At 69.4% G+C, this 11,321-nt stretch carries 14 protein-coding genes and 1 tRNA gene; 6 read left to right on the top strand and 9 right to left on the bottom strand.

All coding sequences use genetic code 11. The annotated features are described in order from the left end of the window. Window position 1 precedes the first annotated feature (1 nt). Window positions 2-166, bottom strand: a complete 165-nt coding sequence (locus tag ACP59X_RS07925; protein ID WP_428567471.1) for a hypothetical protein — start codon at window positions 164-166, stop codon at window positions 2-4. Between the two features lie 124 nt (window positions 167-290). On the opposite strand from ACP59X_RS07925, the gene ACP59X_RS07930 reads away from it, so the two are divergent. Further along, window positions 291-1,319 carry a YhjD/YihY/BrkB family envelope integrity protein gene (locus ACP59X_RS07930; RefSeq protein WP_428567475.1) on the top strand — a complete coding sequence of 343 codons (1,029 nt, stop codon included), beginning with the start codon at window positions 291-293 and terminating at the stop codon, window positions 1,317-1,319. Here ACP59X_RS07930 and queF read toward each other — a convergent pair. Then, the gene (queF, locus tag ACP59X_RS07935; RefSeq protein WP_428567478.1) at window positions 1,282-1,719 is read right to left on the bottom strand and encodes a preQ(1) synthase; all 438 of its coding nucleotides are present in this window, start codon (window positions 1,717-1,719) and stop codon (window positions 1,282-1,284) included. The genes ACP59X_RS07930 and queF overlap by 38 nt on opposite strands. Before the next feature lie 123 nt (window positions 1,720-1,842). On the opposite strand from queF, the gene ACP59X_RS07940 reads away from it, so the two are divergent. The 5 genes from ACP59X_RS07940 to ACP59X_RS07960 all read left to right on the top strand — a co-directional run bounded on the left by ACP59X_RS07940 (window position 1,843) and on the right by ACP59X_RS07960 (window position 4,379). Next, window positions 1,843-2,217 carry a 6-pyruvoyl trahydropterin synthase family protein gene (locus ACP59X_RS07940; RefSeq protein ID WP_428567481.1) on the top strand — a complete coding sequence of 125 codons (375 nt, stop codon included), beginning with the start codon at window positions 1,843-1,845 and terminating at the stop codon, window positions 2,215-2,217. Further along, entirely contained in the window at window positions 2,214-2,849 is a 636-nt protein-coding gene (locus ACP59X_RS07945) for a 7-carboxy-7-deazaguanine synthase QueE (protein ID WP_428567486.1), read from the top strand. The genes ACP59X_RS07940 and ACP59X_RS07945 overlap by 4 nt, the downstream gene beginning before the upstream one ends. A gap of 57 nt (window positions 2,850-2,906) precedes the next feature. Continuing rightward, entirely contained in the window at window positions 2,907-3,611 is a 705-nt protein-coding gene (gene queC / locus ACP59X_RS07950) for a 7-cyano-7-deazaguanine synthase QueC (protein WP_428567490.1), read from the top strand. A 164-nt stretch (window positions 3,612-3,775) separates the two neighbouring features. Then, window positions 3,776-4,033: a twin-arginine translocase TatA/TatE family subunit gene (tatA, locus tag ACP59X_RS07955; RefSeq protein ID WP_428567493.1), complete on the top strand. Its 258-nt coding sequence runs from the start codon at window positions 3,776-3,778 to the stop codon at window positions 4,031-4,033. A 270-nt stretch (window positions 4,034-4,303) separates the two neighbouring features. Beyond that, a tRNA-Thr gene (locus tag ACP59X_RS07960) sits at window positions 4,304-4,379 on the top strand. A 125-nt stretch (window positions 4,380-4,504) separates the two neighbouring features. Here the strand turns inward: ACP59X_RS07960 and ACP59X_RS07965 are convergent. The 7 genes from ACP59X_RS07965 to nuoI form a co-directional block, all read right to left on the bottom strand. Continuing rightward, window positions 4,505-4,774, bottom strand: a complete 270-nt coding sequence (locus ACP59X_RS07965) for a hypothetical protein (protein WP_428567496.1) — start codon at window positions 4,772-4,774, stop codon at window positions 4,505-4,507. Window positions 4,775-5,059: 285 nt separating this feature from the next. Further along, complete coding sequence (locus ACP59X_RS07970) at window positions 5,060-6,448, bottom strand: NADH-quinone oxidoreductase subunit N (protein ID WP_428567501.1); 1,389 nt, start codon at window positions 6,446-6,448, stop codon at window positions 5,060-5,062. A gap of 14 nt (window positions 6,449-6,462) precedes the next feature. Further along, window positions 6,463-7,962 (bottom strand): complex I subunit 4 family protein, encoded by a 1,500-nt coding sequence (locus ACP59X_RS07975; protein WP_428567504.1) that lies wholly within the window; start codon window positions 7,960-7,962, stop codon window positions 6,463-6,465. A 27-nt stretch (window positions 7,963-7,989) separates the two neighbouring features. Further along, window positions 7,990-9,855, bottom strand: coding sequence for an NADH-quinone oxidoreductase subunit L (locus tag ACP59X_RS07980; RefSeq protein ID WP_428567508.1), 1,866 nt, complete (start codon window positions 9,853-9,855; stop codon window positions 7,990-7,992). Next, window positions 9,855-10,163 (bottom strand): NADH-quinone oxidoreductase subunit NuoK, encoded by a 309-nt coding sequence (gene nuoK / locus ACP59X_RS07985; protein ID WP_428567511.1) that lies wholly within the window; start codon window positions 10,161-10,163, stop codon window positions 9,855-9,857. The genes ACP59X_RS07980 and nuoK overlap by 1 nt, the downstream gene beginning before the upstream one ends. Next, entirely contained in the window at window positions 10,160-10,678 is a 519-nt protein-coding gene (locus tag ACP59X_RS07990) for an NADH-quinone oxidoreductase subunit J family protein (protein ID WP_428567515.1), read from the bottom strand. The genes nuoK and ACP59X_RS07990 overlap by 4 nt, the downstream gene beginning before the upstream one ends. A 75-nt stretch (window positions 10,679-10,753) precedes the next feature. Further along, window positions 10,754-11,317, bottom strand: coding sequence for an NADH-quinone oxidoreductase subunit NuoI (nuoI, locus tag ACP59X_RS07995; RefSeq protein WP_428567518.1), 564 nt, complete (start codon window positions 11,315-11,317; stop codon window positions 10,754-10,756). Window positions 11,318-11,321: the final 4 nt, after the last annotated feature.

The raw sequence follows: 11,321 nt of genomic DNA on the forward strand, positions 1-11,321 counted from the left end.
CCTACAGCAGGGAGCGGCGGCAGAAGGCCTCGAACTCCTCGTCGTCGAGGTTTGGCCCGTTCCCCCGGTCTTCCCCTGCCGGGGCCTTGACGGCCTCCTCGCGCCACACGCCTTCGCTCGGCTCGAAAAAACTGATGGATTCCAGTTGGATGCTTGGTGCGAACATGGACGTTCCTCCCTGGTTTCACGGAGGGTAATGCAGGTTCCGTTCCAGGGCAGCCCTTGCCGCTTGGCTGCCGCAGCGGAAAATGTTACATGACACAAATGAAAGAAATGCCGGCGATACGGCCATGAAGCGATTCGGCCGGGCCAGGGCGGAGGAGGGCTGCCGGGAGCTCGCGGCCACGGCCGCCGGGGCGGCCCGAGCCTTTTTCCGGGCCGCCGGCCCGAGCCAGGCCGCGGCTTTGGCCTTTTACGCCCTGCTGTCGTGCATTCCGCTTTTTTTCGTGATGCTGGCCGGCTACGATTGGCTGGCCGGCGAGAGCTGGACGGCCCAGACGGTGCTGCGCCGCCAGATGGCCGACGTCATGCCCTTTTTCGACGAGGTCATGGTGGCCCGGGCCCGCCGGCTGCTGTGGGCCTGGCCGGGGCTCGGCTGGTCGAGCGTCGCCTTCATCCTCTGGTCATCGTGGCTGTTCGTGGGAGCCCTGGGCCGGGCCCTGGCCCAGCCCTGGCGCGAGGACGGGACGGCGCCCCGGACCTGGCCGGCGAGGCTCGCGGCCGTGGCCAAGGGGCCGTTGGTGGGGGCGCTTTTCGTGGCCGCCATGACGGCGGCGGTTTCCTTCGCTCATCTGCCGCGCCTGGAACCGGCCGGCAGCCTGGCCCGAAAGCTCTCGCCGTTGTGGGGGGCGGGGAGCCTCACGGGCCTGTTTGTGGCCGTCTATCTGCTCTTTTTGCCCAGGCGAAGGCCGCTGCGGCTGCTTGTTGGCCTCTCGGCCGGGCTGGCCGCCCTGGCCTACGGCGTCAGCGCCGCCTTTACCGCCCTGGTGGCCGGCCTGCCCCGTTACCATCTGGTCTACGGCCCCTTAAGCGGCGCCATCCTGTTTCTGCTCTGGCTCGACTACAACGCCTGGGTGCTCCTGTGGGGCGCCTGGTTCATGCGGACCTGGCAGGGCCGCCACCCGCCGGCCCCGGGTCCGCGCCGCCCGGCCGTTGCCCGTTGGCTTTCCCGGTTGCGGCGGCGCGCGGCCGATGAGGCGGCCCGGGCAGGCCGTGGCGGCCTGGCCCGCAGCGGGGCAACGGGGCGGGACGCGGGCGGAAACCACACGCCGCCGGCCGCGGCTACGGCTTCACGTACGTGGCCGCAACCGAAATGGTGATGCCGCCCCGGGCGGCGAAATCGCCCGTGACTTCCATGGACAGGGGCTGGCAGGCGTCCACCAGGTCGTCGAGGATGCGGTTGGTCAGGGTCTCCATGAACGTGCCTTCGTCGCGGTAGCTGAAGAGATACAGCTTCAGGGACTTGGATTCGATGCAGCGTTCGCCCGGCACGTAGCGGATGGTGATGGTGCCGAAGTCGGGCTGGCCGGTCTTGGGGCAAAGGCTGGTGAATTCCTGGGAGGCGAAGGTCACGGTGTAGCGCCGGTCGGGATAGGCGTTGGGAAAGGTCTCCAGCAATTCCGGGGTCACCGTGCGGGGGTAGGCCGTGGCGCCCTGGCCCAGGGTCTTAAGCCCGCTGACGTCGTCGGGATGGGGTTTGTGGAAATGCGTTTCGGGCATGATCGAGGTACTCCTTGACGGCCGCACCCGGCCGTGGTTGTCTGACCGCCCCCGGCCGCGGCCCGGGCGGGACGATTCCCTACGCCAGCCGCCGCCGATGTTCAACGACCGCGAGGCAGCCCCATGGCCGCGACCTATACCATTTCCGTTTCCACGTCCTTCAGCGCCGCCCACCGCCTGCCGGACCACCCCGGCCCGTGCGCAGCCCTGCACGGCCACAACTTCGAGGTGACGGCGCAGCTGGCCGCCCCGCGCCTGGCCGGCGGCATGGTGGCCGACTTTCTGGACGTGCGCGCCGCCCTGGACGCGGCCACCTCCCGGCTGGACCACAGCTGCTTAAACGACATCCCCGAGCTTTCGCCGCCCACGGCCGAGGTTATCGCCGCCTGGATCTACGGCCAGTTGCGCGACCGGTTGGCCGACGGCCGGGTGCGCGTGGCCCGGGTGACCGTGGTCGAAAGCCCGGGCCTGGCCGCCAGCTACGCCGAGGACGCATGACCCTGCCCGTCCACGAGATTTTTGCCAGCATCCAGGGCGAATCGAGCTACGCCGGCTGGCCCTGCGTCTTCCTGCGCCTGTCGGGCTGCAACCTCGACTGTGCCTGGTGCGACACGCGCCACGCCCTGGAATCATCCAGCGACATGTCCGTCGCGGCGGCCAAGGCGGCACTGCTGGCCTTCGGCCTGCCGCTGGTCGAGCTCACGGGCGGCGAGCCGCTGCTGTCGCCGCACATCCCGGCTCTGGCCGCCCAGTTGTGCGACGCCGGCCTGACGGTGCTGGTCGAGACCAACGGCAGCCGGGATATTTCCGTGCTCGACGGGCGCGCCGTGGCTATCGTGGACGTCAAATGCCCGGGCAGCGGCATGGAAGGGCACAACGACTACGCCAACCTGGAGCGGCTGCGGCCCCGCGACGAGGTCAAGTTCGTGCTGGCCGGCCGCGAGGACTACCGTTTCGCCCTGGAGGTGGCCAGACTGGTCTGGGCGAGCCACCCCGTCCATTTCTCGCCCGTGGCCGGATCGCTCGACCCGGCCGACCTGGCCGCCTGGATGGTGGCCGACCGCGCGCGGGCGCGGCTTTCCCTGCAACTGCACAAATACATCTGGCATCCCGACGCCCGGGGCGTCTAGGGTCGTGTTGGCGAAAAGAGCGGAGCTTTTTGTCGCCAACCAAGCAAAGGAGCGGCCATGACCACGGAACCGAAAAAAGCGGTCGTCCTTTTTTCCGGCGGCCTCGATTCCACGACCTGCCTGGCCGTGGCCAAAAGCCAGGGGTTTTCGCCCTGCGCGCTGAGCTTCGCATACGGCCAGCGCCACAAGGTCGAGCTCGAGGCGGCCAAGCGCGTGGCCGCGGCCATGGACGTCCACGCCCACCTGATCCTGCCCCTGCCGCTGGGGGCCATCGGCGGCTCGGCGCTGACGGCCGACATCGCCGTGCCCAAGGACCGCGACCCGGCCGCCATGGAGGCCGACATCCCGGTCACCTACGTGCCGGCCCGCAACACCATCTTCCTGTCCATGGCCCTGGGTTGGGCGGAGGTGCTCGGCGCCCAGGACATCTTCATAGGCGTCAACGCCCTGGATTATTCCGGCTATCCCGACTGCCGGCCCGAGTTCGTGCGGGCCTTCGAGGCCATGGCCAACCTGGCCGTCAAGGAGGCGGTGGAGGGAAGGCTGCGCATCACCATCCACACCCCACTGCTCGATCTGACCAAGGCCGGCATCGTGCGTCTGGGCATGGGCCTTGGCGTGGACTACGGCCTGACCCATTCCTGCTACGACCCTACGCCCGACGGCCTGGCCTGCGGGCGCTGCGACAGCTGCCTGCTGCGCAAGAAAGGCTTCGCCGAGGCCTGCGTCCCGGACCCGACTCGCTACGCGTCGGGAAACTGACGGTCGCCGGGCGAGCGGTGCCGCCGGCTCCCCTACCGGCCACCGGCCGGGAGACGGGCCGGGGCGGCCGCCCGCCTGGATTGCAATGTGTTCAGGATGCCTTGCCCGGTTGGCCCCAAGCGCCTAAAGGTGGCATGTTCCATCTTCAAGCCGGGAGGCAGTCAATGGGAATTTTCGAACCGCATCACCTCATTTTGATCATCATCATCGCCCTGATCATCTTCGGGCCGGGCAAGATCGCCGACCTCGGCGGTCAGCTCGGACGGGGTATCCGGGATTTCAAGAAGGCCATGCACGAGGAGGAGGCGCCGGCCCAGGCGCAAACCGCTCCGGCCGCCGAACCGGTCCGTGAGATCCGCCAGGCCGAGGCCAACGTCGTCGAACCGGCGGCCGCTGCCAAGGAAGTCGCCCAGAGCCATTGATGAGTGGGAAGCTGCGGGGGAGCAATGCCTCCGGCGGCCGGGGGGGATCATCCCCCCCGGACCCCCCGAATGGGGGAGCAGGCATGACGGTGCTCGCCACTCTGCCGCAGGGCGACCCCGGCCCCCCCCCGAATGGGGGAGCAGGGGCGAAAACGTTTTGACAAAAGAGCCGGGTTCGTTCACAAGCGCACGGCGACGGGGTGATTCGGGTTGCGCCCGCGCAGCCCGCGAGGGGCGACGGCCCGTTGCGACACCGTCCCGGCGTTATCGGCCCACGTAGCTCAGTCGGTAGAGCACTTCCTTGGTAAGGAAGAGGTCACCGGTTCAAATCCGGTCGTGGGCTCCAGCCAGCCACACCATCCTTTCGACTTCCATCCTCGCCGCTTAGGCGCGCCACGGGGCGCAAGACCGGTCACGGCCGGTTTCCGAGGCCGCGCGCCCGGACGTTTGCCGGCGTTAGTCCTTTTCGCGTCAGCCAATCAGGCGGGCCACGCGTTGCCAATCCAGGTCGTGGACGGCTTCCAGGGCCGTCTGCGTGGGCGGTTGGCGGCGGATGTCCGCCACGAGCCCCTTGGCCGCGTCGAAGGAGATGGCCGTGTCCGCGCCCGGGCTGGCGGTGCGGGGCGTGAGGTGGAGCACGACGCCGCCTTGGCCCGGTCGTGGCGGTGTTTTCCGGGCGCCCGTGCGGCCGCGCAGGTCTTCCAGTTTTTCCCGCAAGGCGGTGAGGGAAGTGATTTCCATGCCGTGTTCCCCTTTTGTCCGCCTCAAGGGTGGACCCGGCGCCGAGGGGCGCCAACGGGGATAAATCAAGAAGCGTACCAGGCGAAATGGAATGGCAGGCCGAGCGGCAGGAGTTGGGGAGCCTCAAAAAATACTATGATATCAATATATTCTCTTTGCGATGCCGGGTCGTGCTTCTGTTGCCGCGCTCCCTGTGCCGCGTCAGGTCTTTGACGCGATCGTAACCACTCGCCAGGGAACATGCGGGCCTGTAAGCGGCCCTGGAAGGTCTGGCCTCTTTTCGCTTCATCCCCCGACCATGCGCCCGATGGCGGCCAGAAGCGGCCCGGGGCAAAGCCCCAGGGCCACGACGCCCACGGACACGGCCCCGAGGGCCAGGCTGGCGGCCGGGCCGGCCGGGCCGGGCATGGCCGGGTAGGCCTCGATGCCCTCGCGCATGTAGAGGGTGGCCACCACGCGCAGGGCGTAGAAGATGCCGATGACGGCCATGAGGATGCCGAAGACGGCCAGGCCGGTATAGCCGGCCCGAAGCGCCGCGCCGAAGACCAGGAACTTGCCGATGAAACCGGCCGTGGGCGGCAGGCCGGCCAGGGAGAGCAGGCCGGCGCACAAGGCCCCGGCCCGCCAGGGATAAACGTAGCCCAGGCCCCGGTAGGACGTGATGGCGTCGCGGTCGGCGCCCTGGCCCGACAGCGCGCCCACGGCCCCGAAGGCGCCGAGGTCCATGAGCGCGTAGGCCACGAGATAAAAAAGCGCCGCCTCGCCGCCGCCGTCGTTGACGGCCAGCGCCGCCATGCCGATGTAGCCCATCTGGCCGATGGAGGAAAAGGCCAGCAGGCGCTTGAGGTTTTTCTGGGCCAGGGCGCCGATGTTGCCCACGGCCATGGTCAGGGCGGAGGCGACGACCAGGGCCGGGCCAAGGACGGCCATGGCCTCGGGGGAGGCGTCGGCGCACACGTGAAGCAGCGCGGCGGCCACGGCCGCCTTGGAGCCGGTGGACAAAAACGCCGCCACCGGCGCCGGGGCGCCCTGGTAGACGTCCGGGGTCCACAGGTGCACCGGGGCGAGCGACAGCTTGAACCCGAGGCCCACCAGGGCCAGGGCCAGGCCGGCGGCGACCAGCGGGCCGCCGGCGGCCAGGGAATCGGTGATGTCGAGGCTGCCGCTGCCGGCGTAGAGAAGGCTTATGCCAAAGGCCAGCACGGCCAGGCCCACGGCCCCGGGCAGGAAGTACTTGAGCGCCGCCTCGGCCCCGAGCCCGTCGGCGACCCGGGCGGCGACCAGGGCATAGAGGCACAGCGAGGCCAGTTCCAGGCCAATAAGCAACATGATCCAGTCGGTGGCCTCGGCCAGAAGCAGCATGCCCAGGGCCGACCAGAGCAGCAGGCCGTAGAGGGCGTCGCCGGCGAAATCCCGCCGGTCGGCGTAGCGGGCGAGCAGGCCCACCACGGCCAGGGTGATGGCGCTTAATAGGGCGGCGAAAAAACGGGTCATGCCGCTGGCCTCGCCGCCGGCCCCGATGGCCCACAGGCCGGGCAGCAGGGCGAAGACGGCGGCGGCCACGGGAAGCGCCTTGCGGGCCGTGGCGCCCGGCAGCCAAGCCGCGCCGAGGGCGACCAGGCCGCCGACGGCCAGGGCCAGATGGGGAAAGAGGTCGGTTGGGGCGGCGGGCATGGCGTTCCTCGCGGTTACAGGCCGGTTGCGGCGTGCAGGGTCGGCCAGACCTGGCCGGCGATGGCGTCCAGGGGGCCGGCGGTCAGCCGCAGCACCGGGCCGGGGAACAGTCCGAGCCAGGCGATGGCCAGGACCAGGATGACGAGCAGGGCCGATTCCCGGGCGTTAAGGTCCGGGAAGGGCAGGTCGGAGCGGGCCGGGCCGAAAAGCGTGTCCTTGGCCAGGCGCAGCAGGTAGATAAGGGTGGCGGCCATGCCGGCCACGGCGAAGCCGCCGGCCACGGTGTCGACCCGAAACAGTCCGAAAACCATCATGGCCTCGCCCACGAACCCGGACAACCCGGGCAGGGCGGCGGCGGCCAGGACGCAGAACAAAAACGCGGCGCCGAAACCGGGAGCCTTGTTCCAGATGCCGCCCAGCACGGCGAAGCGCCGGCTGCCCAGGCGTTCGCCGATCATGCCGGCCTGGGCGAAAAGCCCGCCCGAAGTCAGGGCGTGGCTGACCATCATGACGACCGCGCCGCCAAGGGCCAGGCGCGAGCCCGAGACGATGGCCGCTATGGCCAGGCCCATGTGGCCGATGCTCGAATAGGCGATCAGCCGCTTGACGTCCTCCTGGGCCAGGGCAACCACCGAGGCGTAGAACAGGCCGATAAGGCCGAGGACCGTCAGCACCGGGGCGAAGGCCACGGCCGCCTCGGGAAAAAGCGGCAGGGCGAAGCGGATCAGGGCGTAGCCGCCGGTTTTCAGCAGCAGGCCGGCCAGGATGAGGCTGCCGGCCGTGGGCGCCTCGGTGTGGGCGTCGGGCAGCCACATGTGGACCGGCACCAAGGGAATCTTGATGGCGAACGACAGGACGAAGGCGGCGAAGAGCCACCGGCCCGTGGCCACGGGCAGGGACAGGCGCGTGAGGTCGAAAAGGGCGAAGCTCGGGCCGTCGGGCAGGTCGGCGGCGAAAAGCCCCAGGGCGATGACGGCCAGGAACATGAGCAGGCCGCCGACGGCCGAGAAGAGGAAGAATTTGATGGCCACGCGCATCCGATCGCCGTGGCCGAAGATGCCGATGAGGAAAAAGACCGGGATGAGCTGGGCTTCCCAAAAAAGCGCGAACAAAAACAGGTCCGTGGCCAGGAACACCCCCTGGACCGTGGCCAGGGAGGCCAGGATCAGCGCGTGGTACAGGGCCGGCCGGGCCTGGTCGTCGTGGCGCGAGGCCAGCATGCAGCACAGGCCGATCACTGCCGTCAGCACCACGAACACGAGGCTTAAGCCATCGCAGGACAGCGTGTAGCGGATGCCGAGGGCCGGTATCCAGGCCGCGTCCTCGACCACGGGCAGGTCGGGCCGGCCGGCGGCGAAGAGCAGGACCACCAGCCCGGCCAAGGCCAGCTCGACCAGGACGGCGGCCAGGGCGAAGCGGCGGCAGCCCTCACGGGATCGCCGCAGCAACGGCATGGCCGCCGCCGCAAGCAAGGGCCAGAAGACAAGCAAGGTCAGCCAGGGCATCTGCCGCATGAAGGCTCCGATTCCGTTGGGCTTTCTCTATAACCAACCAAAGGCGACCCAAACCAGGACGACAGCCACGGCGGCGAATACCGCGGCCAGCGAGACGGCGATGCGGCCGCCGCCGACGCGGCCCACGGCCCCGGACAGGCCGCCGAGGCCGCTGGCCAGCCCAAGGGCCGCGCCGTCCAGGATGTCTTCGTCAATGGCCCGCCAGGCAAAGGCGGCCAGCCGGACATAGGGCGCGGCCAACCGCTTCAGGTACAGGGCGTCGAGGCCCAGGCCGGCCGTGAGCAGGCCGTCCGGGGGGGCGGCCGGATGCCTGGCCGGCCGGTAGAAATGCCAGGCCATGGCCAAGCCGAGGAAGGCCAGGGCCGCGTCGAGGCTTTCCACGAGCAGTTCCGCATGGGCGGCGTGGGGGGGGAGCGGCGCGGTCACGCCCAGGAGATAGTGATCGAGCCATGGACGAATATGCAAAAATTCCGGTGGATTGGCAAAGCCGTATCCCACGGCCAGGAGGGCCAGGGGCCACAGGGGGAGTTCCATCGCGTGCAGGGCCGGCGCGTCGTGGATGGGCGCGGGATCGGCCGGCTCGGCGAAAAAGGCCACGAAATACATGCGGAAGACGTAGACGGCCGTGACCAGGGCGGCCAGCGTGCCCATGGCGAAGGCCAGCAGGAAGACCGGGTCGGGATGGGTCAGGGCGTCGGCCAGGGTGCGGCCCTTGCTGAAATAGCCCGAGGTGAAGGGGATGCCGGCGAGCGCTGCCGCGCCGCAGGAAAAAAGGACGAACAGCCCCGGATAGCGACGCCGCAACGGCGCGCCCATGCGGAAGATGTCGTGCTCTTCACTTGCGGCCTGGATCATGATGCCGGCGCACATGAAAAGGAGCGACTTGAAAAAGGCGTGGGTTTGCAGGTGGAAAAGCGCCCCGGTCACGTCGGCCGAGCCGGCGGCCAGGAACATGTAGCCGACCTGGCTGACGGTGGAATAGGCCAGGATGCGCTTGACGTCGCGCTGGCCAAGGGCGCAGCAGGCGCCGTAAAGCGCCGTGGCCCCGCCAAGCAGGGCCGCCGTGGCGCCCACGGGCGGGGCGTAGGCCAAAAGCGGGTCCAGGCGCATGAGCAGGTAGACGCCGGCCGTGACCATGGTGGCGGCGTGGATCAGCGCCGAGACGGGCGTCGGGCCGGCCATGGCGTCGGGCAGCCAGGAGGACAGCGGCAGCTGGGCGGATTTGCCGAGCGCCGCGAACAGGAAGCCGAAGCCGATGACGGCGGCCAGGCCCGGGGAGAGCGTCTCCGCCCCGGCGGAAAGCCCGGTGAGCGAGGCCTCGCCGAAGGAGGCGATGGTGAGCGCCAGCGCGGCCACGTAGCCCAGGTCGCCCACCCGGGTGGTGATGAAGGCCTTGCAGCCGGCCACGACGTTCTTGGGGTCCTCGTGCCAAAAGCCGATGAGCGCAAAAGAGCAAAAGCCCACGCCCTCCCAGCCCAGGAAAAGAAAGACCAGGTCGTCGGCCAGGGCGATGACCAGCATGAAGAAGACGAACAGGTTCAGGTAGCAGAAATAGCGCGCATAGGATTTGTCCTCGCGCATGTAGCCGGCGGAATAGAGGTGGATGAGTAGGGCCGTGAAGGTCACGGTCACGGTCATGACCGCGGCGATGCGGTCGTAGAGCAGCGAAAATTGGGCGGAAAAGCCGTCGAAGGCCAGCCAGGCGCCGAAGCTCACGTGGGTGGGGGCCACGCCGCAGCCGGCGAAGGCGACCAGGGCCGCGGCAAAGGACCCGGCCACGGCCAGGGCGGCGGCCAGGGCGCTGGCCCGCCGGCCCACGGCCGAGCCCCAGCCGGCCTGGAACACCGCGCCGGCCAGGGGGCACAGGAGCATGAGGGCAAGGGCCGTATGCATCACTGCCCCCCCAGCCGGTTGTAGCTGTCGATATCAGCCGTAGCGCCGCCGCGTTTGGCCTGGACGAGCAGGGCCAGGCCCAGGCCGGCCTCGGCTGCGGCCAGGCCCATGACCAGGATGGCCGCCGCCTGGCCGTCCAGGTTGCCGTGGGCCAGGGCGGCGCCGACAAAGGCCAGGCTCGCGGCGGTCAGCATGAATTCCACGCCGACCAGGATCATGAGCACGCTGCGCCGGGCCACGGCGCACCCGCCGCCGATGACGAACAGCAGGCCGGCCACGGCGAGCACGTGGGACAGGGGAACGTTCATGCCGGCTTGCCTCCGTGCGTCGGGTTCCGTTTGGCCTTGCCCAGCAGCAGCACGGCGGCCAGGGCGGCGAACAGGAGGATGGAGACGGCCTCCACCGCCAGCCAGTAGTCGCCGAAAAGCACGGCCCCGACGTTGCCGGGGGCGGCCGTGGCCGCCGGCAGGGGCAGCCGCCCGGCCGGGGCGGCCCCGGCCAGGACAAACAGGGAAACGAAAGTGGCCGCGCCGAGGACCGCCGGCAGGGCCAGGCGGGCGGCGGGCAGGCGCCCGGCACCGACAGGCAGGCCGAGCAGCATGATGATGAACAGGAACAGGACCATGATGGCCCCGGCGTAGACAACCACCTGCAAGGCGCCGGGCAGGGGCGCGCCGAGGACCACGAACAGCCCGCCCGAGGCCACAAAGGCAATCACGGCGCAGCACACGGCATGGATGGGGTTGCGCCGGGTGGCGGCCAGGCCGGCGGCGGTCAGCATCACGGCGGCCAGCAGGTAGAAAAGCGTTCCCAGGGCGGTCATGACGGCTCCCCGGCCTGTCCGGCCCGATGTTCGATTCCGTTTTGGCGCATCATCATATTCCAGGAAAAAAGCCGGCTAGGGCAGGATGCTTTTGACGTCCACGGGCTCGTCCTCGCCGATGTGCTCGCCCTTGGGGGCACCGGCGGTCACGCCGGCATGGGCGTAGAAGTCGTAGTCCGGGTCCTTGCCGCCGTGGGTAACGAGCAGGTCGTCCTTTTCGTACACGAAATCCTCGATGGCGTCCTTGCAAAAGGCGAATTCGGGCGTGAGCTGGATGGCGAGCGTGGGGCAGGCCTCCTCGCACAGGCCGCAGTAGATGCAGCGGGCGAAGTTGATGCGAAACCAGGCCGCCCGGCGCCTTCCGTCCGGGCCTTCCTCGGACTGCATGGAGATGCAGTTGACCGGGCACACGCCCGAGCAGAGGTAGCAGGCCACGCAGCGTTCCTTGCCGTCCGGGGAGCGGGTCAGGATGATGCGGCCGCGCGCCCGGGGGGGCATGGGGCGCTTGTAGTCCGGGTACTGTTCGGTGACGGGCTTGCGGAACAGGTGGGTCAGCGTGGCGGCGTAGGAACCGGCGATACCGGCCGCGCCGTCGAGGAATTCACGTATGATGCCCGGCGTGTCTTTTTTTTCGTCCATGGCG

The organism is Solidesulfovibrio sp. DCME, assembly GCF_049995385.1.
Classification (GTDB): Bacteria; Desulfobacterota; Desulfovibrionia; order Desulfovibrionales; family Desulfovibrionaceae; genus Solidesulfovibrio.

Bases quoted from the DNA above. Each gene is read 5' to 3' on its own strand.
- ACP59X_RS07925 (WP_428567471.1), bottom strand. From the start codon at position 166: ATGTTCGCACCAAGCATCCAACTGGAATCCATCAGTTTTTTCGAGCCG.
- ACP59X_RS07930 (WP_428567475.1), top strand. From the start codon at position 291: ATGAAGCGATTCGGCCGGGCCAGGGCGGAGGAGGGCTGCCGGGAGCTC.
- queF (WP_428567478.1), bottom strand. From the start codon at position 1,719: ATGCCCGAAACGCATTTCCACAAACCCCATCCCGACGACGTCAGCGGG.
- ACP59X_RS07940 (WP_428567481.1), top strand. From the start codon at position 1,843: ATGGCCGCGACCTATACCATTTCCGTTTCCACGTCCTTCAGCGCCGCC.
- ACP59X_RS07945 (WP_428567486.1), top strand. From the start codon at position 2,214: ATGACCCTGCCCGTCCACGAGATTTTTGCCAGCATCCAGGGCGAATCG.
- queC (WP_428567490.1), top strand. From the start codon at position 2,907: ATGACCACGGAACCGAAAAAAGCGGTCGTCCTTTTTTCCGGCGGCCTC.
- tatA (WP_428567493.1), top strand. From the start codon at position 3,776: ATGGGAATTTTCGAACCGCATCACCTCATTTTGATCATCATCATCGCC.
- ACP59X_RS07965 (WP_428567496.1), bottom strand. From the start codon at position 4,774: ATGGAAATCACTTCCCTCACCGCCTTGCGGGAAAAACTGGAAGACCTG.
- ACP59X_RS07970 (WP_428567501.1), bottom strand. From the start codon at position 6,448: ATGCCCGCCGCCCCAACCGACCTCTTTCCCCATCTGGCCCTGGCCGTC.
- ACP59X_RS07975 (WP_428567504.1), bottom strand. From the start codon at position 7,962: ATGCGGCAGATGCCCTGGCTGACCTTGCTTGTCTTCTGGCCCTTGCTT.
- ACP59X_RS07980 (WP_428567508.1), bottom strand. From the start codon at position 9,855: ATGCATACGGCCCTTGCCCTCATGCTCCTGTGCCCCCTGGCCGGCGCG.
- nuoK (WP_428567511.1), bottom strand. From the start codon at position 10,163: ATGAACGTTCCCCTGTCCCACGTGCTCGCCGTGGCCGGCCTGCTGTTC.
- ACP59X_RS07990 (WP_428567515.1), bottom strand. From the start codon at position 10,678: ATGACCGCCCTGGGAACGCTTTTCTACCTGCTGGCCGCCGTGATGCTG.
- nuoI (WP_428567518.1), bottom strand. From the start codon at position 11,317: ATGGACGAAAAAAAAGACACGCCGGGCATCATACGTGAATTCCTCGAC.